The sequence below is a fragment of the Streptomyces sp. NPDC047002 genome, assembly GCF_040704505.1.
Lineage (GTDB): Bacteria > Actinomycetota > Actinomycetes > Streptomycetales > Streptomycetaceae > Streptomyces.
Map to the genome: position 1 here is coordinate 18823 of NZ_JBEYWC010000045.1, position 24231 is coordinate 43053.

Genomic DNA, 24231 nt, shown 5'->3' on the forward strand with positions numbered 1-24231 from the left:
CGTAAACGTTGTTCATATGCATGATCAGCGGTTCCCGCTCAACCTAGGGAGGCCGCTCGGGGGCGTCAAGGGGGCGGCCCTCGGGGCGCCCCGCCGCCTCGTTCCCCCTCTTCCCTCGCGGGAATATCGTGAATCGGACCGGGCCGGCGCGCCACCCGCCCGAGGCCCGGCGGGGCGCCGGATCGGGGGCCGCCCGGCTTGACCGGAGCGGACGGGGCCCATTAGCGTGGGATCGTTCAGAAATGTAGACACAAATCACAGACGTGCACAGAAGCAGCAGGGAGCATTCCGTGACCTCAGCCGCCCCGCTCACCGACCGCCTCACCCGCGGGGAGGGGCCGCTGTTCTTCCCCGTCACCGCGTACGGCCCGGACGGCGGTCTCGACCTGACCACCTACCGCGCGCACGTCGCCGCGGGCGTCGAGGCGGGCGCCGCTGCCGTCTTCGCCTGCTGCGGCACCGGCGAGTTCCACGCCCTCACGCCCGAGGAGTTCCGCGCGTGCGTCGCCGCCGCCGTCGAGGCCACCGCCGGGCGCGTGCCCGTCGTCGCGGGCGCCGGCTACGGCACCGCGCTCGCCGTCCAGTACGCGCGCATCGCGCAGGAGGCGGGCGCCGAGGGTCTGCTCGCCATGCCGCCCTACCTGGTCGTCGCCGACCAGGAGGGCCTGCTGCGGCACTACACCGCGCTCGCCGCGGCCACGGAGCTGCCGGTCATCGTCTACCAGCGGGACAACGCCGTCTTCACGCCCGAGACCGTGGTGGAGCTCGCGCGCACCGAGAACATCGTCGGCCTCAAGGACGGCGTGGGCGACCTCGACCTGATGCAGCGCATCGTCAGCGCCGTGCGCAGCGCGGAGCCCGGCCGCGACTTCCTCTACTTCAACGGCCTGCCCACCGCCGAGCTGACCGGTCTCGCCTACCGCGGCATCGGCATCACGCTCTACTCGTCGGCCGTGTTCTGCTTCGCGCCGGAGATCGCCGTCGCCTTCCACCGGGCGCTGGACACCGGCGACGACGCCACCGTGAACCGGCTGCTCGACGGCTTCTACCGGCCGCTCGTCGAACTGCGCGCCAAGGGCCGCGGCTACGCGGTCTCGCTGGTCAAGGCGGGCGTGCGGATGCGCGGCCTGGACGTAGGCGAGGTGCGCAGCCCGCTGTCCGAGCCGCAGCCCGCGCACCTCAAGGAGCTGACGGAGATCGTGGAGCACGGCCTCGCGCTCGTCGCCCGGGCGCAGGGCGAGGACGCATGAGGGCGTCCGCCTTCCTCTACCCGTGGGACGTGCGGGGCGACGCGGCGGCCGCGGGGCGCGTCGCGGACCTCGGCGTCCAGCAGGCCACGCTGGCCTCCGCCTACCACTCGACGCGGGCCGTCACCCCGCGCCACCCGCGCCACCGGATCGTCACGGCGGAGCACGCCGCGGTGCTCTACCCGCCGTCGGGCGAGCGCTGGGCCGGCCGGGAGCTGCGGCCGTACGCCGCGGGCGGCTGGGCGCCCGGCGACGCCTTCGGCGAGGCCGCGGCCGCGCTCGCCGACGCGGGCCTCGCCGTGCACAGCTGGGTGGTGCTCGCGCACAACTCCCGCCTCGGCGCCGAACATCCGGAGACCTCCGTGGTCAACGCGTACGGCGACCGCTACCCGTGGGCGCCGTGCATCGCGCGCCCCGAGGTGGCCGCGTACCTGACCGACCTCGCGGTCGAGGCGGCCGTGCGGCCCGGTGCCGCGGGCACCGAGCTGGAGTCCTGCGGCTGGTACGGGCTCGCGCACCTGCACGCCCACGACAAGACCGCCGGGTTCGCCGCGGGCGAGGCCGAGCAGTACCTGATGTCCGTCTGCTTCTGCGCCGTCTGCCGCGCGGGCCTCGCGGAGCACGGCGACGGCGTGACGCCCGAGGAGGTGCGTGCCGCGCTCGCGGACGGCGCCCCGGACGCCGACGGCGCGCTGCGGCGCAGGACCATGGGGTGGCGCGGCCGGGTGGCCCGCGCCTTCCAGGAGCGGGTGGTGGCCGCGGTCCGCGCGGCGGCGCCGGCCGGGTTCAGGATCCTGCTGCACGCGGACCCGCACCCGCACCGCACCGGCGCCAACACCGGGGTGGACGCCGGGCACATCGCGAAGGTCGCCGACGGCGTCGTCGTCCCGTGCGCCGGCGGCCCCGAGGGCATGCTCGAACCGTTCGCCGCCGCGGGCGCCGGGGTGGTGGCCGCCAACTTCACCGTGGTCGGCGGCATGGGCGGCAGCCCCGCCACCCTCGCCGCCGACGCGGCGCGTGCCCGCGCGCTCGGCGCCACCGAACTGCGCCTGTACCACGCGGGCCTCGCCTCCACGGCCGACCTGGCGGCCGTACGGGAGGCCCTGCGCGCGCTGTGAGGCGTGGCCCTCCCGCGGCGGGTCAGTCCCCGCTGCGGGAGCGCGTGCGGAACGCGGCCTTCCTGGCCTCCTTCGCGAGGGTGCGGTCCGGGTGGAGCCTGCCGATCGCCTCCAGCACGTCGGCGGTCGCCGGGTGGTCCACCCGCCACGCCTCGTCGAAGAACCCGGCGTGCCTGCCGACGAGGCCCTCGACCAGCTCCTGGAGCTCGTCGGGCTCGCCCTCCGCGTCGAGCTGGGCCGCGATCGTGTCGACCGTCAGCCAGAACACCAGCTCGGGCGAGGGCGGCGGCACCGGGGTGCCCGTGCCGAGCTCGGCGAGCCAGACCCGCGCGAGGCCGCCGAGCTCCGGGTCGTCGAGCACGCCGCGCACCGCGGGCTCGGCGGCGGGGCCGATCAGCGCGAGCGCCTGCTGGCAGTTGAGGCGGCGCAGCGGAGCGCCCTCGTCCCTGCCGTGCGCGGCCTCCAGCAGGGCGGCGGCCGCCTGCCCGGGCCCGCGGCCGGCGAGCCACTGCTCGGTCTCCTCGCGCGCCGCCCACTCCGGGTAGCCCGCGATGCCGTCGAGCAGGCCGCGCGCGTCCCGGTCGGCGAGGTCGCCGACCCGGGGCGCCGCGAGGCCGGCGTCCAGCAGCCTGGCCCTGAGCCCGTACAGGCCGAGCGGGGTCAGCGTCACCAGGCCGTAGCGCGCCACGTCGTCCTCGCCCAGCGGCGCCTCCTGCTCGCCGGGGGGCGCGTCGACGTCCGCCATCAGGGCCGCGTCGACGGGGGTGTACGCGACGAGGCCGACCGGTTCGAGCACCTGGAACTGGTCGTCGAGCCGGACCATCGCGTCGGAGACCTGCTCCAGGACGTCGTCGGTCGGCTCGTCCATGTCGTCGGGCACGATCACCGAAGCGGCGAGCGCGGGCAGCGGCACGGGTGCGGCCGCCCGGCCCGGGGCCGTGTCGTCCCTGACGGTCAGCTGGTAGAGGTTGCCGAGCACGCCGTCGAGGAACTCGGCCTCCGCCTCCGGGTCGAGGTCGAGCGCGTCGAAGTCGAAGCCGCCGTCCTCCTGAAAGGCGGCGGACGCCGCGTCGAGCACCGGGGCCGCCGCGTCCACGAGCGCCACGTCGAGCAGGTCGAGCCAGTAGGCGAGGACGTCCTTGGGACTGCCCGAGGTGACCGCCTTCAGCTGCTCGCCCGGCAGGACCCGGGCCGCGGGCTCGCCGCCGTCCCCGCCCTCCCCGCTGTCGCCGCCGTACTCGTCGCGGTCCTCGTCATCCGCGGCCCCGGCGCCGCGCGCCACCTCCAGGAGACCGGTGTCGAGCGCGGCCCGCCAGGCGTCGGCCGCGTCGTCCTCGCCCGTCTCCCCCGCGAGCCCGAGCACCTCGGCGGCGGCCGCGAGCTCGTCGGGGACGAGCTCGCCCTCCGCGTCGACCCGGGTCGCGGGGCCCGCCCAGCGCGCGAGCCGCACGGCACGGCCGACCAGCGGCGCGGCGAGCGCGTCCCGCGCGAGCTCGGCCTCCGATGGCAGCCGCACCGGCGGCAGGGTCATGCGGTCTGCGGGCACGGACATCTGACGGCTCACTCCTCGGTGGACGGCTGCGCGCCGCAGCGTCGGCGGTCGGCGACCCCAGCGTAACCGCGCAGGGCTCCCGCCCCGCACCGCTCACCACGCGCGCCGCACACCCCCTGCGGGCGCGGCCGCCGCGGGGGTTCACCGCGGCGACAACCCCCGTACATCCAGGCACTCTTGACACACCGGACGCCGAGAGACGAGATTGACGCGCGTAGAAGACATCGAAGTCCACGCCCCCGCTTCCGCCGGCACCTGCCAGTTTCGGAGTCTGTGATGGTCTCTTCCCCGCCGAGAACGGCCGCCGTGCCGGCCCTCGTCGCCCTCGCCCTCGCCGGCGGTCTCCTCGTGACCGCGGGGCCGGCGTCCGCCGCCGGGGTGCGCATCCACGGCATCCAGGGCACCACCAGGATCTCGCCGCTCGTCGGGTCGCCCGTCGCCGACGTGCCCGGCATTGTCACCGGCGTACGGGCCTACGGCAGCTCGAAGGGGTTCTGGTTCCAGGACCCGAAGCCCGACGACGACCCGGCCACCAGCGAGGGCCTGTTCGTCTACACCGGCTCCGACCCGACCGTCGCCGTGGGCGACAGCGTCAAGGTGTCGGGCACCGTCAGCGAGTTCGTGCCGGGCGGCGCCGCCTCGGGCGAGCAGTCGGAGACCGAGCTGTCGTCGGCCAAGGTCGCGGTCGTCTCCTCGGGCGACCCGCTGCCCGCCCCCGTGAAGATCACCGCCAGGTCCGTGCCCGCCGCGTACGCCCCCGCGGGCACCGCGGCGACCGGCGGCTCGGTCAACGGCCTCACGCTGAAGCCACGGCAGTACGCGCTCGACTACTTCGAGTCCATCGAGGGCATGAACGTCAGCGTCTCCGACACCCGCGTCGTGGGCGCGAGCGACCCGTACGGCGAGCTGTGGGTGACAGTGAAGCCGTCGGAGGACGCCGACCGGCGCGGCGGCACGGTCTACGGCTCGTACGACGAGCAGAACACCGGCCGGGTGCAGATCCAGCAGCAGGCGTCCACGGCGCAGAGCCCGTTCCCCGCCGCGAACGTGGGCGACCGGCTCAAGGGCACCACCCAGGGCCCCCTCGACTTCAACCAGTTCGGCGGCTACACCATCGTCGCGGGCCGGCTCGGCACCGTCGTCGACAAGGGGCTGGGGCGCGAGGTGACGGCGAAGCAGAAGAAGGACCAGCTCGCCGTCGCCACGTACAACGTGGAGAACCTCGCGCCCACCGACCCGCAGTCGAAGTTCGACTCGCTGGCGTCCGCCGTCGTCACCAACCTCTCGTCGCCCGACATCGTGTCGCTTGAGGAGATCCAGGACGACGACGGCGCGAAGGACGACGGGACCGTCTCCGCGGGCAAGACCGTGCAGAAGTTCATCGACGCGATCGCCGCGCACGGCGGCCCCGCGTACGCCTGGCGCTCCGTCGACCCGGAGAACGACAAGGACGGCGGCCAGCCGGGCGGCAACATCCGCAACGTCTTCCTCTACAACCCCGCCCGGGTCTCCTTCGAGGACCGCGGCACCGCGGACGCCACCACCGGGACGCAGGTCGTCGCCGCGCAGGGCGGGCCCGACCTGACGCTCTCCCCCGGCCGCATCGACCCGGGCAACGCCGCCTGGCAGGACAGCCGCAAGCCGCTCGTCGGCGAGTTCACCTTCCGCGGCAAGCGGGTCTTCGTGGTGTCGAACCACTTCGTCTCGAAGGGCGGCGACGAGTCGCTCACCTCGCAGCACCAGCCGCCGACGCGCTCGTCGGAGACGCAGCGGCAGGAGCAGGCGAAGGCCGTCAACTCCTTCGTCAGGGACATCCGCACGGCACGGAAGAACGCGGACGTGGTGGTGCTCGGCGACCTCAACGACTTCCAGTTCTCCGGCACGCTCGCGGCCCTGACCAAGGGCGGCGTGCTCGACGACGACATCGACACGCTGCCGGTGCCCGAGCGCTACTCGTACGTCTACAACGGCAACACGCAGACGCTCGACCACATCCTGACCACGCCGTCGATCACGGACTTCCAGTACGACAGCGTGCACATCAACGCGGAGTTCGCCCGGCAGGACAGCGACCACGACCCGCAGGTGCTGCGCCTGCGCCCGTGAGGCGCGCGGGGGCGCGGGGCCGTGTGCCCCCGCGCCCCCGCAGCCGCCGGAACCGCCGCTGCCGCCGTCAGTTGTGGGCGTGCAGCACGTCGTTGAGGCCGCCCCAGGCCGCGTTGTTGGGGCGGGCCTCGACGCGGCCCGTCTCCGAGTTGCGGCGGAAGAGGATGTTGCTCGCGCCGGACAGCTCCCGCGCCTTGACGACCTGGCCGTCGGGGAGCGTGACCCGGGTGCCGGCCGTGACGTACAGGCCCGCCTCGACGACGCACTCGTCGCCGAGGGCGATGCCGACGCCCGCCTCGGCGCCGATGAGGCAGCGCTCGCCGATGACGATGCGCTCCGTGCCGCCGCCGGAGAGCGTGCCCATGGTGGAGGCGCCGCCGCCGATGTCGGAGCCGTCGCCGAGCACGACGCCCTGCGAGATCCGGCCCTCGACCATGGACGTGCCGAGCGTGCCCGCGTTGAAGTTGACGAAGCCCTCGTGCATCACGGTCGTGCCGGCGGCGAGGTGGGCGCCGAGCCTGACCCGGTCGGCGTCGGCGATCCGCACACCCTGGGGCGCCACGTAGTCCGTCATGCGGGGGAACTTGTCGACGGAGGTCACCTGGAGGTGCAGGCCGTCAGCGCGGGCGTTGAGCCGCACGGTCTCCAGGCTGTCCACGGGGACCGGGCCGAGCGAGGTCCAGGCCACGTTGGCGAGCAGGCCGAAGATGCCGTCGAGGCTCTGGCCGTGCGGGCGGACGAGCCGGTGGCTGAGCAGGTGCAGCCGCAGGTAGGCGTCGTGCGCGTCGAGCGGCTTCTCGTCCAGCGAGGAGATGACCGTACGCACGGCCACGACCTCGACGCCGCGGCGCGGGTCGGGGCCCACGGCGCGCCGGGCGGCGTCGCCGAGCAGTTCGGCCGCGCGCTCGGCGGAGAGGCGCTCGGTGCCCGCGGGGCCCGGCTCTGCGACGAGTTCGGGGGCGGGGAACCAGGTGTCGAGTACGGAGCCGTCTGCGGCGACGGTGGCGAGGCCGGCGGCGGCCGCGCCAGAGGGGCGGGAGGTCGTATCGGTCATACCGAAAACCTATCCGCAGCGGCTCGCCCCGGGCCAACCGCCCCGGCCCGTGGGGACCGCTCAGCCCAGCCGGTTGGCGTCGGCCCCGCAGTCGCGTCCGCGGTGCTCGTCGTCCTCGGCGCGCGGCAGGGGCCTGTGCCCCTCGGAGTGGTGGTTGACCCAGCCGCAGACGCCGCAGCTGTAGCGGCCGTCGAGCCCCGCGATGAGCGTGCCGCACTGGCGGCACTCGGCGTAGGTGATCTCGGGGTCCGTGCCGGTGCCTGCCGCGGGGCTGCCCTGCGGCGCGGGGTCGGGCGGTACGGGCGTGTTCACGCGGACCAACCTACCCGTCCCCGGCCGGTGCGCCGGCCCCGCACGGCCCGCCGCCGCGCAGCACCCGGCCGAACATCTCGCGCGCGTACGCCTCGTCGTAGGTGTCGCCGGTCAGCAGCACCTGGAGGCAGATGCCGTCGAGGAGGGCGACCAGGGCGCGGGCGGTCGTCGGGTCGGTGTGCGCGGAGAGGATCTCGGACACGGCGTCGGTCCACTCGGCGGCGACGGGGCGCAGCGCGGGCCTGCGCAGGGCCGCGAGGTAGAGCTCGTACTCCAGCTCGACCCCGGTGCGCTCGCCCGCGAGCCACTCGCCGGTGAGCCGGGCGAGGGCGGCGGCGACGTCGGCGCCGGGGTCCGCGAGCCCCCCGGCGTCCCCGATCAGCGCGGCGAAGCCCTCGTTGGCCTGGCGCAGCGCCGCGATCAGCAGCTCGTCGAGCGAGGCGAAGTGGTACGTGGTCGAGCCGAGCGGCACGTCGGCCTCTGCGGCGACGGTGCGGTGGCTCAGCCCGGCGATGCCGGAGCGGCCGACGACCCGGATGGCGGCGTCGATGATCCGCCCGCGCCTGTCGGGGTCGTAGCGGCGCGTCATGAGTGGCTTCCGCCGAGGTTGAGCAGCACGACCCCGACGATAACGAGGGCGATGCCCGCGAGCCGCGCGGGACTCACGGACTCGTGCAGGAACACCATCCCGATCACGGCGATGACGGCCGTGCCCGCACCGGCCCAGATCGCGTAGGCGGTCCCGACGGACAGCGTCCTCAGCGTCTGCGAGAGCAGGGCGTACGAGAGCACGTACCCGCAGAGCGTGACGAGCGAGGGCCACAGCCGGGTGAAGCCCTCGCTGGACTTCATGGCGGTGGTGGCGGCGATCTCCGCCGCGATGGCTCCCGAGAGGAGCAGATATCCCATGCGTACGAGCGTACACAGCGATGCGTACGGCAGTACACACCCCCTGCGGGGCGGCCGCGGGCCCGGTCAGGCCGCGGGCCCGGCGTCCTCGCCGGGGCGGGGAGCGGCGGCGGGGGCCGTGTCGTACTGGGCGGTCCCGCCGTCGAGCAGCGGCGGCTGGGGCGTGCCCGCGGTCTTCGAGAGCCGGCGCAGGGCGTGGTAGGCGGCGAGCACGACCAGCGTGCCCAGGGCGATGCCGCTCAGCTCGAAGTCCCCGCTGATCTTCAGTGAGACGCCGCCGACGCCGATGATGACGCCCGCCGCGGTCGGGACCAGGTTGAGGGGCTGGGTGAAGTCGACCTTGTTGCGGATCCAGATCTGCGCGCCGAGCAGCCCGATCATGCCGTAGAGGATGACGGTGATGCCGCCGAGCACCCCGCCGGGGATCGCGGCGACGACGGCGCCGAACTTCGGGCAGAGCCCGAACAGCAGCGCGAAGCAGGCGGCGGCCCAGTAGGCGGCCGTCGAGTAGACCCGGGTCGCGGCCATGACGCCGATGTTCTCCGCGTACGTCGTGGTCGCGGGCCCGCCGAAGGCGGTGGAGAGCACGGTGGCGGCGCCGTCGGCGACGATCGCCGTGCCCATCGTGTCGTCGAGCGGGTCGCCCGTCATCTCCCCGACGGCCTTGACGTGTCCGGTGTTCTCGGCGAGCAGCGCGACGAGCACCGGCAGCGCGACCAGGATCGCGGAGCCGGTGAAGTGCGGGGCGTGGACGTGCGGCAGGCCGATCCAGTGGGCGGAGCCGACGCCGGAGAAGTCGACGCGCCAGTGGTCGACGACCTTGCCCGAGCCGTCGGGCGCGTGGATGCGGCCCGCGGTGCGGTCGAGCACCCAGGACAGGACGTATCCGAAGACCAGCCCGAGGAAGATCGCGACACGGGACCAGAAGCCGCGCAGCACGACCAGGGCGAGGCCGGTGAAGGCCATGGTCGCGAGGGCCGTCCACTGGTCCTGCGGCCAGTACGTGCCGGCGGTGACGGGCGCCAGGTTGAAGCCGATCAGCATGACGACGGCGCCGGTCACGGGCGGCGGCAGCACCGCGTGGATGATCCGCGCGCCGAGCACCTGCACGGCGATGCCGCACCCCGCGAGGCAGGCGCCGACCACGAGCATCGCGCCGGTCAGGGTGCCGGTGTCGCCGCCCTGGCCCGCGATGGCGGCGGAGACGCCGACGAAGGAGAGCGAGGAGCCGAGGTAGCTGGGCACCCGCCCGCGGGTCGCGAGCAGGAACAGCGCGGTCGCCACGCCCGACGCCAGCAGCGCGAGGCTGGGGTCGAGGCCCATCAGCACCGGCGCGACGAAGCACGCGCCGATCATGGACACCACGTGCTGGGCGCCGAGGCCGACCGTGCGGCCCCAGGAGAGCCGCTCCCCCGGCCTGACCACGTCCCCGGGGCCCAGGTGCTTGCCGTCGCCGTGCAGCTTCCACCCGAAGCCCGCCATTGGCCGTTCTCCCGCTTCTTCGCTTTCGGCTCTCGCCTGCGTCGCCGCTCTTCCTGCGGAGCCGCGCCGCTCCGCCACCGGTCGAACAGCTGAACAGCTCATTTAAAGCGGAACGTCAGCCCCCGGCCAAACCGGACGGGCCGGAGGGACTCGGAGGCCGCGCGGGCCGGGGGAACGCAGCAGGCCCCGCGACCCGCCCGTCGAGGGGCGGACCGCGGGGCCGTGCGGCGTCCTGCGGGCGCGGTCAGACGTTGAAGCCGAGCGCCCTCAGCTGCTCGCGGCCGTCGTCCGTGATCTTCTCCGGGCCCCACGGCGGCATCCAGACCCAGTTGATCCTGAGCTCGTTGACGATGCCGTCGGTGGCCGCCTTCGCCTGGTCCTCGATCACGTCGGTCAGCGGGCAGGCCGCGGACGTCAGCGTCATGTCCAGGGTGACGGTGTTGTCGTCGTCGATGTGCATCCCGTAGATGAGGCCGAGGTTGACGACGTCGATGCCGAGTTCCGGGTCGACGACGTCGTACAGCGCCTCGCGGACCTCGTCCTCCGAGGCCGGCTTCATCAGGGTCTCGTTCTCGCTCATGCCGTCTCCTTGTGCGGGCTCTCGCCCAGGGCCTGGGCCGTCGCGTCCTTCCAGGCCATCCAGCTCAGCAGGGCGCACTTCACGCGGGCGGGGTACTTGGAGACGCCGGCGAACGCGACCGCGTCCTCCAGCACCTCCTCCATGGCGTCGTCCGGCTCGACCTGTCCCTTGGACTGCATCAGCTCCAGGAACGTGCCCTGGATCTGCTGCGCCTCCGCGAGGTCCTTGCCGACCAGCAGGTCGTTCAGCACCGACGCGCTGGCCTGGCTGATGGAGCAGCCCTGGCCCTCGTAGCTGACGTCGGCGACGGTCGAGCCCTCGTAGCGGACGCGCAGCGTGATCTCGTCGCCGCACGTGGGGTTGACGTGGTGCACCTCGGCGTCGCCGTCCCGCAGACCGCGCCCATGCGGGTGCTTGTAGTGGTCCAGGATGACGTCCTGGTACATCGAATCCAGTTTCACGACTCGGCCCTGTCCCTATCCGAAGAAGTTACGGACGTGCTCCAGGCCGTCGACCAAGGCGTCCACCTCGGCCGGGGTGGAGTACAGATAGAACGACGCCCTGGTGGTCGCGGGAATTCCGTACCTGAGGCAGACGGGCCGCGCGCAGTGGTGGCCGACGCGCACGGCGATGCCCTGCTCGTCCAGCACCTGCCCCACGTCGTGCGGGTGGATGTCGCCCAGCGTGAAGGAGATCGCCGCGCCCCGCTCCTCGGCCGTGGTGGGGCCGATGATGCGCAGGTCGGGGACGTGGAGCAACCGCTCGACCGCGTACGCGGTGAGGGCCTTCTCGTGGGCGAGCACCTTCTCCATGCCGATGGCGGAGAGGTAGTCCACCGCCGCTCCGAGGCCCACGGCCTCGGCGATCGGGGGCGTGCCCGCCTCGAACTTGTGCGGGGCGGGCGCGTAGGTGGACGAGTGCATCGACACGGTCTCGATCATCTCGCCGCCGCCGAGGAACGGCGGCAGGTCCTCCAGCAGCTCCTGGCGGCCCCACAGCACGCCGATGCCGGTCGGGCCGAGCATCTTGTGGCCGGTGAAGGCGACGAAGTCGGCCTGCAGCGCCTGCACGTCGAGCGGCATGTGCGGGGCGGCCTGCGAGGCGTCGATCATGACGAGGGCGCCGACCTGCTGCGCCCTGCGGACGATCTGCTCGACGGGGTTGTGCGTGCCGAGGATGTTGGAGACCAGCACGAAGGAGACGATCTTCGTCTTCTCGGTGATGACCTCCTCGATGTTCGACAGGTCGAGGCGGCCGTCGTCGGTGAGGCCGAACCACTTCAGCTTCGCGCCGGTGCGCTGCGCGAGCAGCTGCCACGGGACGATGTTGGAGTGGTGCTCCATCTCCGTGATGACGATCTCGGTGTCGCTGTCGACGCGGTACGGCTCGTCGGCCCAGCCCAGCATGTTGGCGACCAGGTTCAGCGACTCGGAGGCGTTCTTGGTGAAGATCACCTCGTCGCGGCTCGGCGCGTTGACGAACGACGCGATCTTGTCGCGCGCGCCCTCGTAGAGCGCCGTGGCCTCCTCGGCGAGCACGTGCACGCCGCGGTGGACGTTGGCGTTGTGGCGCTCGTAGTACTCGGTCATCGTGTCGAGGACCTGGCGCGGCGTCTGGGACGTCGCGGCGTTGTCCAGGTACACGAGCCTGCGGTCGTCGTGGACCAGTCGGCCGAGGACGGGGAAGTCCTTGCGGATCGCCTCCGTGTCCAGCAGGCCGTGCGGTTCCCGCGTCTGCGTCACGCCGTCGCGCCTCCCTTCACGTATGCCTCGTAGCCCTCGTTCTCCAGCTTGTCGGCGAGCTCGGCGCCGCCGGACTCGGCGATGCGGCCCTGCGCGAAGACGTGGACGAAGTCGGGCTTGATGTAGCGCAGGATGCGCGTGTAGTGGGTGATCAGCAGTGTGCCGACCGCCCCTGTCCCGCGGACGCGGTTGACGCCCTCGGAGACGATGCGCAGGGCGTCCACGTCGAGTCCGGAGTCGGTCTCGTCGAGGATCGCGATGTGCGGCTTGAGCAGTTCGAGCTGGAGGATCTCATGGCGCTTCTTCTCGCCGCCGGAGAAGCCCTCGTTGACGTTGCGCTCGGCGAAGGCCGGGTCGATCTGGAGGTTCTCCATGGTCTCCCGCACCTCCTTGACCCAGGTGCGCAGCTTGGGGGCCTCGCCGCGCACGGCGGTGGCCGAGGTGCGCAGGAAGTTGGAGACGGAGACGCCGGGGACCTCGACCGGGTACTGCATGGCGAGGAAGACGCCGGCGCGGGCGCGCTCGTCGACCGTCATCGCGAGGACGTCCTCGCCGTCGAGGGTGACGGTGCCGCCGGTGACCGTGTACTTGGGGTGGCCCGCGAGGGAGTAGGCGAGCGTCGACTTGCCGGAGCCGTTGGGGCCCATGATGGCGTGCGTCTCGCCCTGCCTGACGGTCAGGTCGACGCCCTTGAGGATCTCGCGGGGGCCGCCCTCCGCATCGACGGAGACGTGCAGGTCGTTGATTTCGAGCGTTGCCATGGGTGCCTCAGGACTCCTGGGTGACGGAGACGAGCACATCGTCCCCTTGGATCTGTACGGGGTATACGGGGACGGGGCGCGTCGCGGGCAGTCCGGACGGCTTGCCGGTGCGCAGGTCGAAGCTGGAGCCGTGCAGCCAGCACTCGATCTGGCAGTCCTCCACCTCGCCCTCGGAGAGGGAGACGTTCGCGTGCGAGCAGATGTCGTTGATCGCGAACACCTCGCCCTCGGTGCGGACGACGGCGACGGGGGTGCCTGAGAGCTCGACCCGTTTGGGGGTGTCCTCTTCGAGCTCGCTCAGGGCGCAGACGCGGGCGAAGGCCATCAGACGGATGCCTCCAGCTCCGCCTCGATCTTCGCGATGAGCCGCTCCTCGACGTCCGGCAGGCCGATCTGCTGGACGAGTTCGGTGAAGAAGCCGCGGACGACGAGGCGGCGCGCCTCGGTCTCCGGGATGCCGCGGGCCATCAGGTAGAACAGCTGCTCGTCGTCGAACCTGCCGGTGGCGGAGGCGTGCCCGGCGCCGGCGATCTCGCCGGTCTCGATCTCCAGGTTCGGCACGGAGTCGACGCGGGCGCCGTCGGTGAGGACGAGGTTGCGGTTCATCTCGTAGGTGTCGGTGCCCTCGGCCGCCGCCCTGATCAGCACGTCGCCGATCCACACCGCGTGCGCGTCGTCGCCCTGGAGCGCGCCCTTGTAGGTCGCGTTGGACTTGCAGTGCGGGGTGTTGTGGTCGACGAGGAGGCGGTGCTCCTGGTGCTGGCCGCGGTCGGTGAAGTACAGGCCGAGCAGCTCGGCCTCGCCGCCGGGGCCCGCGTACTCGACGCGGGGGTGCAGCCGCACCAGGTCGCCGCCGAAGGTGACGACGACGGACTTGAACGACGCGTCGCGGCCGACGCGCGCGTTGTGCTGCGCGACGTGCACGGCGGTGTCGTCCCAGTCCTGCACGGACACGACGGTCAGCTTGGCGCCGTCACCGACGAGGAAGTCGACGTTGGCCGCGACGACCGCGTCCCCGCTGTGGTCGAGGACGACGACGGCCTCGGCGAACGCCCCGAGCTCGATCACCTGGTGGCTGAAGGCGGTCCCGCCCTGCCCGTGCACGGCGATTCTGATGGGCTCCGTGAGGACGGTCTCCTTGGGGACCGTCACCACGGACGCCTTCTCGAAGGAGGAGTACGCCTGCGCGGCCACGCGGTCCGCGGGCACGCCCGCCCGCCCCACGCGGGGGTCGTCGCGGCCCACGGTCTCCTGCGTGACGCCTTCGGGCGCCGTCAGGTCCACCCGGATGCGGCCGTCGGCGACCGCGGTGCCGTCGTGCAGCCCGCGCAGGCGCTCCAGCGGGGTGAACCGCCACTCCTCCTCGCGGCCGTGCGGCACGGGGAAGTCGCCGACGTCGTAGGAGGGCGGCGCGCTCATGCGCGTGGCCACGGTGGACTCGGCCGCCACCGCGATGGCACCGGTGGTCGTGGAGCCCGCGGGTGCGGGGGAATTCTGGGCCTCAGCCATGGCTGTCGTCGTGTTCTCTCTGTCTGTCACTGGTGCTGTCTCGGGAGGCGGGGGCGCGGGGCGTCAGCCGACCGCGCCCTCCATCTGCAGCTCGATCAGCCGGTTGAGCTCCAGCGCGTACTCCATGGGGAGTTCCTTGGCGATCGGCTCGACGAAGCCGCGCACGATCATCGCCATCGCCTCGAACTCGGAGAGGCCGCGGCTCATCAGGTAGAACAGCTGGTCCTCCGAGACCTTGGAGACGGTCGCCTCGTGGCCCATCGACACGTCGTCCTCGCGCACGTCCACGTAGGGGTACGTGTCGGAGCGCGAGACCGTGTCGACGAGGAGCGCGTCGCACAGCACGTTGGACTTGGAGCCCTCGGCGCCCTCGCCGATCTCGATCAGGCCGCGGTAGGAGGTGCGGCCGCCGCCGCGCGCCACCGACTTGGAGACGATGTTGGAGGACGTGTGGGGCGCCATGTGCACCATCTTGGCTCCGGCGTCCTGGTGCTGGCCCTCGCCGGCGAAGGCGATGGAGAGGGTCTCGCCCTTGGCGTGCTCACCCATCAGGTAGACGGCCGGGTACTTCATGGTGACCTTGGAGCCGATGTTGCCGTCGACCCACTCCATGGTCGCGCCCTCGTACGCCACGGCGCGCTTGGTGACCAGGTTGTAGACGTTGCTCGACCAGTTCTGGATCGTCGTGTAGCGGCAGCGGCCGCCCTTCTTGACGATGATCTCCACGACGGCGCTGTGCAGCGAGTCGGAGGAGTAGATCGGCGCGGTGCAGCCCTCGACGTAGTGGACGTAGGCGTCCTCGTCGACGATGATCAGCGTCCGCTCGAACTGCCCCATGTTCTCCGTGTTGATGCGGAAGTACGCCTGGAGCGGGATGTCGACGTGCACGCCCTTCGGCACGTAGATGAAGGAGCCGCCTGACCACACGGCCGTGTTCAGCGACGCGAACTTGTTGTCGCCGACCGGGATGACCGTGCCGAAGTACTCCTTGAACAGCTCGGGGTGCTCCTTGAGGGCCGTGTCGGTGTCCAGGAAGATGACGCCCTGCGACTCCAGGTCCTCGCGGATCTGGTGGTAGACCACCTCGGACTCGTACTGCGCCGCGACGCCCGCGACGAGGCGCTGCTTCTCCGCCTCGGGGATGCCGAGCTTGTCGTAGGTGTTCTTGATGTCCTCGGGCAGCTCCTCCCAGGACTCGGCCTGCTTCTCGGTGGAGCGCACGAAGTACTTGATGTTGTCGAAGTCGATGCCCGACAGGTCGGAGCCCCAGCTGGGCATGGGCTTCTTGCCGAACAGCCGCAGGCCCTTGAGCCGCAGCTTCAGCATCCACTCGGGCTCGTTCTTCTTCGCCGAGATGTCGCGGACGACCTCTTCGGAGAGGCCGCGCTTGGCGGCGGCACCCGCGGTGTCGGGGTCGGCCCAGCCGAATTCGTAGTTGCCCAGGCCTTCGAGTTCGGGGTGGGCGGTCTCCGTGGGGAGCGTCATGCGGGGTTCCTCCCGGCTGTGCTGTCAGTGGTGGGGTCGGTGCGGGGGGGCGGCGCCGTGAGGCGTCCGCGGTACGAAGGTCGTGCACACGCCGTCCCCGTGGGCGATGGTCGCGAGCCGCTGCACATGCGTGCCGAGGAGCTGGGAGAAAGCCTCCGTCTCGGCCTCGCAGAGCTGCGGGAACTGCTCCGCCACGTGCGCGACGGGGCAGTGGTGCTGGCAGAGCTGCTCGCCCTGGCCGTTCGGCGCCGCGCGGGTGGCGGCGGCGAAGCCGTCGGCGCTGAGCGCCTCGGCGAGCGCCGCGGCGCGGGTGCCGGGGGGCGCGGCCTCGACGGGGGCCCGGTACGCCTCCATCTGGGCGGCGAGCCGGGCGCGGGCGAACGCGGCGACGGCGGCCTCGCCCGCCTCGCCGCCGCCCGCGGCGGCGGCGATCCAGCGCAGCGCGTCGGCGGCGAGCTTGTCGTAGGACTGGTCGAAGGCGTCCCTGCCGCAGTCCGTGAGGGCGAAGACCTTCGCGGGGCGGCCGCGGCCGCGCGAGCCGTAGACCCGCTTCTCGCGGGGCTCGACCACGCTCTCGGCGGCCAGCGCGTCGAGGTGGCGGCGTACGGCGGCGGCGGTCAGGCCGAGGCGGTCGGCGAGCTCGGCCACCGTGGAGGGGCCGTGGTCCAGGATGGACCGCGCGACGCGGTTGCGGGTCGAGTGCTCACCGGTCGCCAGGTCGTCCTGCGGGGTCCCCCTGGGGGCCTCCCGAGTCTCGCCGACGTTTTTCACAACGCCATTGTTGCGTAATTCCGAGCGTGGTGACAACCACGGTCCGCAACGATCGACGGTGCCCTATGTCACTTAGGGTTACCTAACCAAGGGGTCGGGTCCCCGGTGGTCCCCGCGCCCCCAACCTCACGGGGCAATACACCTAGACTTCCGCCATGCACAGCGACTCCCCCGACACCACCGGCGGCGGGCCCGGCCCCGTCGTGTCGATCCGGGGCCTGGTCAAGCGCTACGGGACCAAGACCGCCGTGGACGGCCTCGACCTGCTGGTGCGCGCGGGCACGGTGACCGCGGTGCTCGGGCCGAACGGCGCGGGCAAGACCACCACCGTCGAGATCTGCGAGGGCTACCGCAGACCCGACGCGGGCAGCGTACGCGTCCTCGGCCTCGACCCGGTCGCCGACGCGGCGGCGCTGCGCCCCCGCGTCGGCGTGATGCTCCAGTCGGGCGGGGTGTACTCCGGCGCGCGCGCCGAGGAGATGCTGCGCCACATGGCGCGCCTGTACGCCGACCCGCTGGACGTGGACGCGCTGATCGAACGCCTCGGCCTCGGCTCCTGCGGCCGTACGGCCTACCGGCGGCTCTCCGGCGGCCAGCAGCAGCGGCTCGCGCTCGCGCTCGCCGTCGTCGGCCGCCCCGAGCTGGTCTTCCTCGACGAGCCCACCGCGGGCCTCGACCCGCAGGCCCGCCGCGCCACCTGGGATTTGGTGCGCGAGCTGCGCGCCGACGGCGTCAGCACGGTGCTGACCACGCACTTCATGGACGAGGCCGAGAGCCTCTCGGACGACGTGGTGATCGTCGACGCCGGGCGTGTCGTCGCGCAGGGCGACCCCGAGGAGCTGTGCAGGGGCGGTGCCGAGAACACCCTGCGCTTCACCGGCCGCCCCGGGCTCGACCTCGGCTCGCTGCTGAAGGCCCTGCCGGACGGCACGGGGGCCGCCGAGCTGACGCCCGGCGCGTACCGGATCACCGGCACGGTCGACCCGCAGCTGCTCGCGACCGTCACCTCCTGGTGCGCGCAGCACGGCGTGCTGCCCGACGGCATCTCCGTGGAGCGGCACACGCTGGAGGACGTCTTCCTCGAACTGACCGGCAAGGAGCTGCGCCGATGACCGCCACCACCGACCCCGTGGGCGCGCCCGCGGGCGCGGGTACGGGCACCTACGCGCCGGCGCCGGGCGCGGCGCCGCTCGTGCGGATGATCGCGGCGCAGACCGCGTTCGAGACGAGGCTGCTGCTGCGCAACGGCGAGCAGCTGCTGCTCACGGCGGTCATCCCGGCGCTGCTGCTCGTCCTGTTCTCGACGGTCGACATCGTCGACACCGGCGGCGGCAGGTCCGTGGACTTCCTCGCGCCCGGCGTCCTCGCGCTCGCCGTGATGTCCACCGCCTTCACCGGGCAGGCCATCGCCACGGGCTTCGACCGGCGCTACGGCGTGCTCAAGCGGCTCGGCGCCTCGCCGCTGCCCCGCTGGGGCCTGATGACCGCGAAGACGCTGTGCGTCCTGGTCACGGAGATCCTCCAGGTGGCGCTGCTCACGGTCATCGCGCTGCTGCTCGGCTGGTCGCCGCACGGCGACCCGGGCTCCGTCGCCCTGCTGCTCCTGCTCGGCACGGCCGCGTTCTCCGGGCTCGGGCTCCTGATGGCGGGCACCCTCAAGGCCGAGGTGACGCTCGCGGCCGCCAACCTGGTCTTCGTCCTGCTGCTGGTCGCCGGCGGCGTGGTCGTGCCGCTCGACAAGTTCCCCGACGCGGCGCGCGAGGCCCTCCAGCTGCTGCCGATCGCCGCGCTCTCCGGCGGGCTGCGGGACGTGCTCCAGCACGGCGCCTCGATGCCCTGGGGCGACCTCGGCGTCCTCGCCGCGTGGACCGTCGCGGGGCTCGGCGCCGCGGGCGCCCTCTTCCGCTGGGAGTGACGTGGGCGGCGGGTGGGAGTGACGTGGGCGGCGGGTGGGAGTGACGGGGGCGGCGGGTGGGAGTGCGGCGGAGCACCCCTCGTGAAAACGCGCACAAGCGGGCGCCTACGATGAGGCCCATGCCGAACGTCACCCGGGCGGCCGCGGCCGAAGCGGCCCGCAACCCCCTGGCCTTCCTCGCCGCGCGCTGGACGCCCTCCCCCCGCCTGGTCCGCTGGTCGCTGCTCGCGGCCGTGGTGATGAGCGTGGTCATCGTCGTCACCGGCGGCGCGGTCCGCCTGACGAGCTCGGGACTCGGCTGCCCCACCTGGCCCAAGTGCTCGGACGCCAGCCTGACGGCGACCCCCACGCTCGGCCTGCACGGCGCGATCGAGTTCGGCAACCGGATGCTGACCGACGTGCTCTGCGTCGTCGTCGGCTGGGCGATCGTCGTAGCACGCTGCGCCGGGCCCCGCAGGCGCAGCGTCACCCGGCTCGCCTGGTCGCAGTTCTGGCTGGTCGTGGCGAACGCGGTGCTCGGCGGCATCACCGTGCTGGTCAAGCTCAACCCCTGGACGGTCGCAGGCCATCTGCTGCTCGCCATGGTCTTCGTCACCGTCACGACCCTGGCCTGGCTGCGCTCCCGCGAGGGCGACCTGCCCGCCAGGCCGCGCGCGCCGCTGCCGCTGCGCCGCCTGACGGCGTGGATGGTCGCGGCGACGGCCGTGCTGATCGCCGCGGGCACCGTCACCACCGGGTCCGGCATCCACGCGGGCGACAGCAGCAAGGTGCCGCGGATGCCGTTCGACTGGCTCGACACGGTGTACGTGCACGGCGGCCTCGCCTGCCTCGTCGTCGCGATGTCGGCCGCCCTCTGGATCGGCCTGCACGTCGTGGACGCGCCGCGCGACACCCGCGCACTGGCACGCAACTTCCTCTTCGTACTGCTCGCGCAGGGCGTCGTCGGCGTCGTGCAGTCCGCCACCGGTGTGCCGGAGGGGCTCGTCGCCGTGCACATGCTGGGCATCTGCGCCGTGTGGATCGGCGTCCTGCGCGTCGCGGTGAGCCTGCGCGAGCGCCCGGACGCGGCGCCGGGACTCCCGGCGCAGACCGAGCCGCCGCTCGCTGCCGCGGTCTGACCGCAACCCCGCCGTACGGCCGAAGGCCCGGACCCTCCCCCGCGGGGTGGGACCGGGCCGTCGTGCGCGGTACGTGCGGTGCGTACGGGCGTCAGGGCTTGCCCGGCGGGTGGAGCGCGCGGGGCAGCTTCGACGCCGCCGCCTCGTCCATCAGCCAGAGCGTGCGGGAGCGGCCGGTGGCGCCCGCCGCGGGCGCCTGGACCTCCCCGGCGCCGGAGAGCGCGATCTCCGCGGCCTCCGCCTTGTCCTCGCCCGCGGCCAGCAGCCACACCTCGTGCGCCGCCCTGATCGCGGGCAGCGTGAAGGAGATCCGCAGCGGCGGCGGCTTCGGCGCGCCGTGCACCGCGACGACCGTGCGCTCCGTCTCCCGTACGCCCGGCAGCTCGGGGAAGAGGGACGCGACATGCGTGTCGGGGCCCACCCCCAGCATCAGGACGTCGAAGGACGGGACCTGCGCGTGGTCCTCAGGTCGCGCGGCCGCGGCCAGTTCGGCGGCGTAGGCGGCGGCCGCCGCCTCGATGTCGCTGCCGTAGGGGCCGTTGGACGCGGGCATCGCGTGTACACGCTTCGGGTCGAGCGGCACGCTGTCGAGCAGCGCCTCACGCGCCTGGGTGGCGTTGCGCTCGCCGTCACCCTCGGGCAGGAAGCGCTCGTCGCCCCACCACAGGTCGAGGCGGGCCCAGTCGACCGCGTCGCGCGCCGGGGAGGACGCGAGCGCGGCCAGCAGGCCGTTGCCGTTGCGGCCGCCGGTCAGGACGACCGAGGCCGAGCCGCGCGAGGCCTGCGCGTCCACGATCCTCGTGATCAGCCGCGCGGCCGTGGCACACGCCATGAGCTCCTTGTCGCGGTGAACGACGAGCTGGGGCGTGGTACTCACGTGGACGCCGCCTTCCTGGCAGCCGTCTTCTTCGCGGGTGCCGGGGCCGCGCCGTCCTTCCCCTGGCCCGCCTCGGCCGACGCCTCCCGCAGCCGGTCGACGCCGAAGCGCAGCGTCGCCGCGTAGGTGTCGTCGGGGTCGAGCCTGCGCAGCTCCTCCGCGATCAGCTCGGCCGTTTCGCGGCGGTTGAGCGCGACGGCGCGGTCGGGCTGGCCCTCGATGGAGAGCGTGGCGAGGGAGCCGTCGGCGCGGTCGATGGCGACCGGGCCGCAGGTCGTCTCCATCCGGACGGCCGTGAGCCCTGGCCCCTTGGAGACCGCGCGCCTGACCGGCACGCCGAGGCGGTCGGCGAGCCACATGGCGAGCAGCTCGCAGCTCGGGTTGTCCTGCTCGCCCTCCACCTCGACGGAGCTGACCTTGCAGGTCACCTGGTCGAGTGCGGCGGCGAGCATGGAGCGCCAGGGGGTGATCCTGCTCCAGGCGAGGTCGGTGTCGCCCGGCGTGTAGACGGAGGCGCGCTTCTTCAGCTCCTCGACCGGGTTCTGCGCGGCGAACGAGTCCGTGACGCGGCGCTGGGCGAGCGCGCCCAGCGGGTCCTTGGCCGGGTTGGCCGGCGCGTCGACGGGCCACCAGGCGACGACGGGCGCGTCGGGCAGCAGCAGCGGCAGCACCACCGACTGGGCGTGGTCGATGACCTCGCCGTACAGCCGCAGGACGACCGTCTCGCCGATGCCCGCGTCCTCGCCGACCCTGACCTCGGCGTCGAGGCGGGCGTTGGCGCGGTCGCGCGGGGAGCGCGAGGGCCGCTTGACGACGACGAGCATCCGCGAGGGGTGCTCGCGCGAGGCGTCGCTCGCCGCCTTGAGGGCGTCGTACGCGTTCTCCTCGTCGGTGACGACGACGAGGGTGAGGACCATGCCGACCGACGGTGACCCGATGGCCCTGCGGCCCTGCACCAGCGCCTTGTTGATCTTGCTGGACGTGGTGTCCGTGAGGTCGATCTTCATGGCCGCCGCCAGCTCCGTCCGTCTCGTGCGAGCATTTCGTCCGCCTCGGCGGGACCCCAGGTCCCGGACTCGTACTGGGCGGGCCTGCCGTGCTTGTCCCAGAAGTCCTCGATCGGGTCGAGGATCTTCCAGGACAGCTCGACCTCCTCCGTGCGGGGGAAGAGGTTGGCGTCGCCGAGCAGCACGTCGAGGATGAGCCGCTCGTACGCCTCGGGGCTGGACTCCGTGAAGGACTCGCCGTACTGGAAGTCCATCGAGACGTCCCGCACCTCCATGGAGGTGCCGGGGACCTTCGAGCCGAACCGCATGGTGACGCCCTCGTCCGGCTGGACCCGGATGACCAGGGCGTTCTGCCCCAGCTCGTCCGTCGCGGTGTGGTCGAAGGGCGAGTGCGGGGCGCGCTGGAAGACGACCGCGATCTCGGTGACGCGGCGGCCGAGGCGCTTGCCGGTGCGCAGGTAGAACGGCACGCCCGCCCAGCGGCGGTTCTCGATCCCCAGCTTGACCGCCGCGTAGGTGTCGGTCTTCGACTTGGGGTCGATGCCGTCCTCTTCGAGGTAGCCGACGGCCCGCTCGCCGCCCTGCCAGCCCGCCGCGTACTGGCCGCGCACGGTGTCGGCCGCCAGGTCCTTCGGCAGCCGCACGGCGCCGAGGACCTTGGTCTTCTCCGCGACCAGCGCGTCCGCGTCGAAGGAGGCGGGCTCCTCCATCGCGGTCAGCGCCATCAGCTGGAGGAGGTGGTTCTGGATGACGTCGCGGGCCGCGCCGATGCCGTCGTAGTACCCGGCGCGACCGCCGATGCCGATGTCCTCGGCCATGGTGATCTGCACGTGGTCGACGTACGACCGGTTCCAGATCGGCTCGAAGAGGGTGTTGGCGAAGCGGAGCGCCAGGATGTTCTGGACGGTCTCCTTGCCGAGGTAGTGGTCGATCCTGAAGACCTCGTTCGGCGGGAAGACCTCGTGGACGACCGCGTTGAGCTCCTTCGCGGACCTGAGGTCGTGGCCGAAGGGCTTCTCGATGACGGCGCGGCGCCAGGAGCCCTCCTTCTGGTCGGCGAGCCCGTGCTTCTTGAGCTGCTGCACGACCTTGGGGAAGAACTTCGGCGGCACCGACAGGTAGAAGGCGAAGTTGCCGCCCGTGCCCTGGGACTTGTCGAGGTCGTCGATGGTCGCCTTCAGCGTGTCGAACGCCTCGTCGTCGTCGAAGGTGCCCTGGACGAACCGCATGCCCTGGCTCAGCTGCTGCCAGACCTCCTCGCGGAAGGCGGTGCGCGCGTGCTCCTTGACGGCGTCGTGGACGACCTGGGCGAAGTCCTCGTCCTCCCAGTCGCGGCGGGCGAAGCCGATGAGCGAGAAGCCCGGCGGCAGCAGGCCGCGGTTGGCCAGGTCGTAGACGGCCGGCATCAGCTTCTTGCGGGACAGGTCGCCCGTGACACCGAAGATGACCAGGCCCGAAGGCCCCGCGATGCGCGGGAGCCTCCGGTCCGCGGCGTCACGGAGCGGGTTGGCTCCGTGTGTTGCGGTCAAGGGGATCAGCCCTCCGAGGGGGCGAGGCGCTTGAGCTCCGCCTCGGTCGACTTGAGCAGGTCGTTCCAGGACGCCTCGAACTTCTCGACGCCCTCGTCCTCAAGGAGCCGGACGACCTCGTCGTAGGAGATCCCCAGCTTCTCCACGGCCGCCAGGTCGGCGCGCGCCTGGTCGTAGGTGCCGCGGACGGCGTCGCCCGTGGCGCCGCCGTGGTCGCCGACCGCTTCGAGGGTCGCCTCGGGCATGGTGTTCACCGTGTTCGGCGCGACCAGGTCGTCGACGTACATGGTGTCCTTGTACGCCTTGTCCTTGACGCCCGTCGAGGCCCACAGCGGACGCTGCTTGTTGGCCTGCGCGCGGTCGAGCGCGGCCCAGCGGTCGCTGCCGAAGACCTCCTCGTACGCCTCGTACGCCAGGCGGGCGTTGGCGACGGCGGCCTTGCCGCGTGCCGCCTTGGCCTCGTCCGTGCCGAGCGCGTCGAGGCGCTTGTCGATCTCGGTGTCGACGCGGGAGACGAAGAACGACGCCACGGAGTAGATCTTCGAGAGGTCGAGGCCGGCCGCCTTGGCCTTCTCCAGGCCGGTCAGGTAGGCGTCCATGACCTTGCGGTAGCGCTCCAGCGAGAAGATCAGGGTCACGTTGACGCTGATGCCTCGCGCGATGGTCTCGGTGATCGCGGGCAGGCCCGCCTCGGTCGCCGGGATCTTGATCAGCGTGTTCGGCCGGTCCACCAGCCAGGCCAGCTGCTTGGCCTCGGCGATCGTCGCCAGGGTGTTGTGCGCGAGACGCGGGTCCACCTCGATGGAGACCCGGCCGTCCTGGCCGCCCGTCGCGTCGAACGTCGGGCGGAGGATGTCCGCGGCGTCGCGGACGTCGGCCGTGGTGATCATCCGGACGGCTTCCTCGACGGTCACCCTGCGGGCCGCGAGCTCGGTGAGCTGGGTGTCGTACCCGTCGCCCTGGGAGATCGCCTTCTGGAAGATCGACGGGTTCGTCGTGACGCCCACCACGTGCTGCTCGTCGATCAGCTCGGCCAGGTTGCCCGAGGTGATCCGCTTGCGCGACAGGTCGTCCAGCCAGATCGCTACGCCTTCGTCGGAGAGGCGCTTCAGTGCGTCTGTCATGTCGGTTGCATCTCCTACTTGTCGTGTACAGGC

Annotated in this window: 24 protein-coding genes; 6 read left to right on the top strand and 18 right to left on the bottom strand. The window is 72.6% G+C overall.

Annotated features, from left to right (window positions below):
• The first annotated feature begins 290 nt into the window (after positions 1-290).
• Both AB0910_RS29225 and AB0910_RS29230 read left to right on the top strand, forming a co-directional pair.
• Positions 291-1250, top strand: a complete 960-nt coding sequence (locus AB0910_RS29225; RefSeq protein ID WP_366747666.1) for a 5-dehydro-4-deoxyglucarate dehydratase — start codon at positions 291-293, stop codon at positions 1248-1250.
• Positions 1247-2365: a hypothetical protein gene (locus tag AB0910_RS29230; protein WP_366747667.1), complete on the top strand. Its 1119-nt coding sequence runs from the start codon at positions 1247-1249 to the stop codon at positions 2363-2365. The genes AB0910_RS29225 and AB0910_RS29230 overlap by 4 nt, the downstream gene beginning before the upstream one ends.
• Positions 2366-2387: 22 nt before the next feature.
• On the opposite strand, the gene AB0910_RS29235 is transcribed toward AB0910_RS29230, so the two are convergent.
• Complete coding sequence (locus AB0910_RS29235; RefSeq protein WP_366747697.1) at positions 2388-3911, bottom strand: hypothetical protein; 1524 nt, start codon at positions 3909-3911, stop codon at positions 2388-2390.
• Between the two features lie 282 nt (positions 3912-4193).
• On the opposite strand from AB0910_RS29235, the gene AB0910_RS29240 reads away from it, so the two are divergent.
• On the top strand, positions 4194-6023 hold the full coding sequence (locus AB0910_RS29240) for an endonuclease/exonuclease/phosphatase family protein (RefSeq protein WP_366747668.1): 1830 nt from the start codon (positions 4194-4196) through the stop codon (positions 6021-6023).
• Between the two features lie 67 nt (positions 6024-6090).
• Here the strand turns inward: AB0910_RS29240 and dapD are convergent, their stop codons facing one another.
• The 13 genes from dapD to AB0910_RS29305 form a co-directional block, all read right to left on the bottom strand.
• Positions 6091-7077 carry a 2,3,4,5-tetrahydropyridine-2,6-dicarboxylate N-succinyltransferase gene (gene dapD, locus AB0910_RS29245; protein WP_366747669.1) on the bottom strand — a complete coding sequence of 329 codons (987 nt, stop codon included), beginning with the start codon at positions 7075-7077 and terminating at the stop codon, positions 6091-6093.
• A 60-nt stretch (positions 7078-7137) separates the two neighbouring features.
• Positions 7138-7317: a hypothetical protein gene (locus AB0910_RS29250; protein ID WP_366747698.1), complete on the bottom strand. Its 180-nt coding sequence runs from the start codon at positions 7315-7317 to the stop codon at positions 7138-7140.
• An 82-nt stretch (positions 7318-7399) separates the two neighbouring features.
• Entirely contained in the window at positions 7400-7978 is a 579-nt protein-coding gene (locus AB0910_RS29255; protein ID WP_366747670.1) for a TetR family transcriptional regulator, read from the bottom strand.
• On the bottom strand, positions 7975-8298 hold the full coding sequence (locus tag AB0910_RS29260) for a multidrug efflux SMR transporter (RefSeq protein ID WP_366747671.1): 324 nt from the start codon (positions 8296-8298) through the stop codon (positions 7975-7977). Before AB0910_RS29260 ends, AB0910_RS29255 begins: the two co-directional genes overlap by 4 nt.
• A 66-nt stretch (positions 8299-8364) precedes the next feature.
• The gene (locus AB0910_RS29265) at positions 8365-9780 is read right to left on the bottom strand and encodes a solute carrier family 23 protein (RefSeq protein WP_366747672.1); all 1416 of its coding nucleotides are present in this window, start codon (positions 9778-9780) and stop codon (positions 8365-8367) included.
• Positions 9781-10024: 244 nt separating this feature from the next.
• Complete coding sequence (locus tag AB0910_RS29270) at positions 10025-10360, bottom strand: metal-sulfur cluster assembly factor (RefSeq protein ID WP_345650478.1); 336 nt, start codon at positions 10358-10360, stop codon at positions 10025-10027.
• Positions 10357-10821, bottom strand: a complete 465-nt coding sequence (gene sufU, locus AB0910_RS29275; RefSeq protein ID WP_366747673.1) for a Fe-S cluster assembly sulfur transfer protein SufU — start codon at positions 10819-10821, stop codon at positions 10357-10359. The genes AB0910_RS29270 and sufU overlap by 4 nt, the downstream gene beginning before the upstream one ends.
• A 15-nt stretch (positions 10822-10836) precedes the next feature.
• Positions 10837-12102 (bottom strand): cysteine desulfurase, encoded by a 1266-nt coding sequence (locus AB0910_RS29280; RefSeq protein ID WP_366747674.1) that lies wholly within the window; start codon positions 12100-12102, stop codon positions 10837-10839.
• A complete protein-coding gene (gene sufC / locus AB0910_RS29285) occupies positions 12099-12863 on the bottom strand; it encodes a Fe-S cluster assembly ATPase SufC (RefSeq protein WP_366747675.1) in 765 nt (254 codons plus the stop codon). Before sufC ends, AB0910_RS29280 begins: the two co-directional genes overlap by 4 nt.
• A gap of 7 nt (positions 12864-12870) precedes the next feature.
• Complete coding sequence (locus AB0910_RS29290) at positions 12871-13188, bottom strand: bifunctional 3-phenylpropionate/cinnamic acid dioxygenase ferredoxin subunit (protein WP_366747676.1); 318 nt, start codon at positions 13186-13188, stop codon at positions 12871-12873.
• Positions 13188-14372, bottom strand: coding sequence for a Fe-S cluster assembly protein SufD (gene sufD, locus AB0910_RS29295; RefSeq protein ID WP_366747677.1), 1185 nt, complete (start codon positions 14370-14372; stop codon positions 13188-13190). Before sufD ends, AB0910_RS29290 begins: the two co-directional genes overlap by 1 nt.
• A 63-nt stretch (positions 14373-14435) precedes the next feature.
• Entirely contained in the window at positions 14436-15857 is a 1422-nt protein-coding gene (gene sufB, locus AB0910_RS29300) for a Fe-S cluster assembly protein SufB (RefSeq protein ID WP_366747678.1), read from the bottom strand.
• Positions 15858-15881: 24 nt separating this feature from the next.
• Positions 15882-16628, bottom strand: a complete 747-nt coding sequence (locus tag AB0910_RS29305) for a helix-turn-helix domain-containing protein (RefSeq protein ID WP_366747679.1) — start codon at positions 16626-16628, stop codon at positions 15882-15884.
• A 155-nt stretch (positions 16629-16783) separates the two neighbouring features.
• Between AB0910_RS29305 and AB0910_RS29310 the strand changes: the two genes are divergently transcribed.
• The 3 genes from AB0910_RS29310 to AB0910_RS29320 all read left to right on the top strand — a co-directional run bounded on the left by AB0910_RS29310 (position 16784) and on the right by AB0910_RS29320 (position 19661).
• Positions 16784-17740 (top strand): ABC transporter ATP-binding protein, encoded by a 957-nt coding sequence (locus AB0910_RS29310; protein WP_366747680.1) that lies wholly within the window; start codon positions 16784-16786, stop codon positions 17738-17740.
• On the top strand, positions 17737-18543 hold the full coding sequence (locus AB0910_RS29315) for an ABC transporter permease (protein WP_366747681.1): 807 nt from the start codon (positions 17737-17739) through the stop codon (positions 18541-18543). Before AB0910_RS29310 ends, AB0910_RS29315 begins: the two co-directional genes overlap by 4 nt.
• Positions 18544-18653: 110 nt before the next feature.
• Positions 18654-19661, top strand: coding sequence for a COX15/CtaA family protein (locus AB0910_RS29320; RefSeq protein ID WP_366747683.1), 1008 nt, complete (start codon positions 18654-18656; stop codon positions 19659-19661).
• A 91-nt stretch (positions 19662-19752) separates the two neighbouring features.
• Here AB0910_RS29320 and pgl read toward each other — a convergent pair whose 3' ends face one another.
• The 4 genes from pgl to tal are packed head-to-tail and all read right to left on the bottom strand — an operon-like array spanning position 19753 to position 24198.
• Positions 19753-20538 (bottom strand): 6-phosphogluconolactonase, encoded by a 786-nt coding sequence (gene pgl / locus AB0910_RS29325; RefSeq protein WP_366747684.1) that lies wholly within the window; start codon positions 20536-20538, stop codon positions 19753-19755.
• Positions 20535-21545, bottom strand: a complete 1011-nt coding sequence (gene opcA / locus AB0910_RS29330; RefSeq protein ID WP_366747686.1) for a glucose-6-phosphate dehydrogenase assembly protein OpcA — start codon at positions 21543-21545, stop codon at positions 20535-20537. Before opcA ends, pgl begins: the two co-directional genes overlap by 4 nt.
• Positions 21542-23074, bottom strand: coding sequence for a glucose-6-phosphate dehydrogenase (gene zwf, locus AB0910_RS29335; RefSeq protein ID WP_366747687.1), 1533 nt, complete (start codon positions 23072-23074; stop codon positions 21542-21544). Before zwf ends, opcA begins: the two co-directional genes overlap by 4 nt.
• A gap of 5 nt (positions 23075-23079) precedes the next feature.
• The gene (gene tal, locus AB0910_RS29340; protein ID WP_366747688.1) at positions 23080-24198 is read right to left on the bottom strand and encodes a transaldolase; all 1119 of its coding nucleotides are present in this window, start codon (positions 24196-24198) and stop codon (positions 23080-23082) included.
• Between the last annotated feature and the right edge of the window lie 33 nt (positions 24199-24231).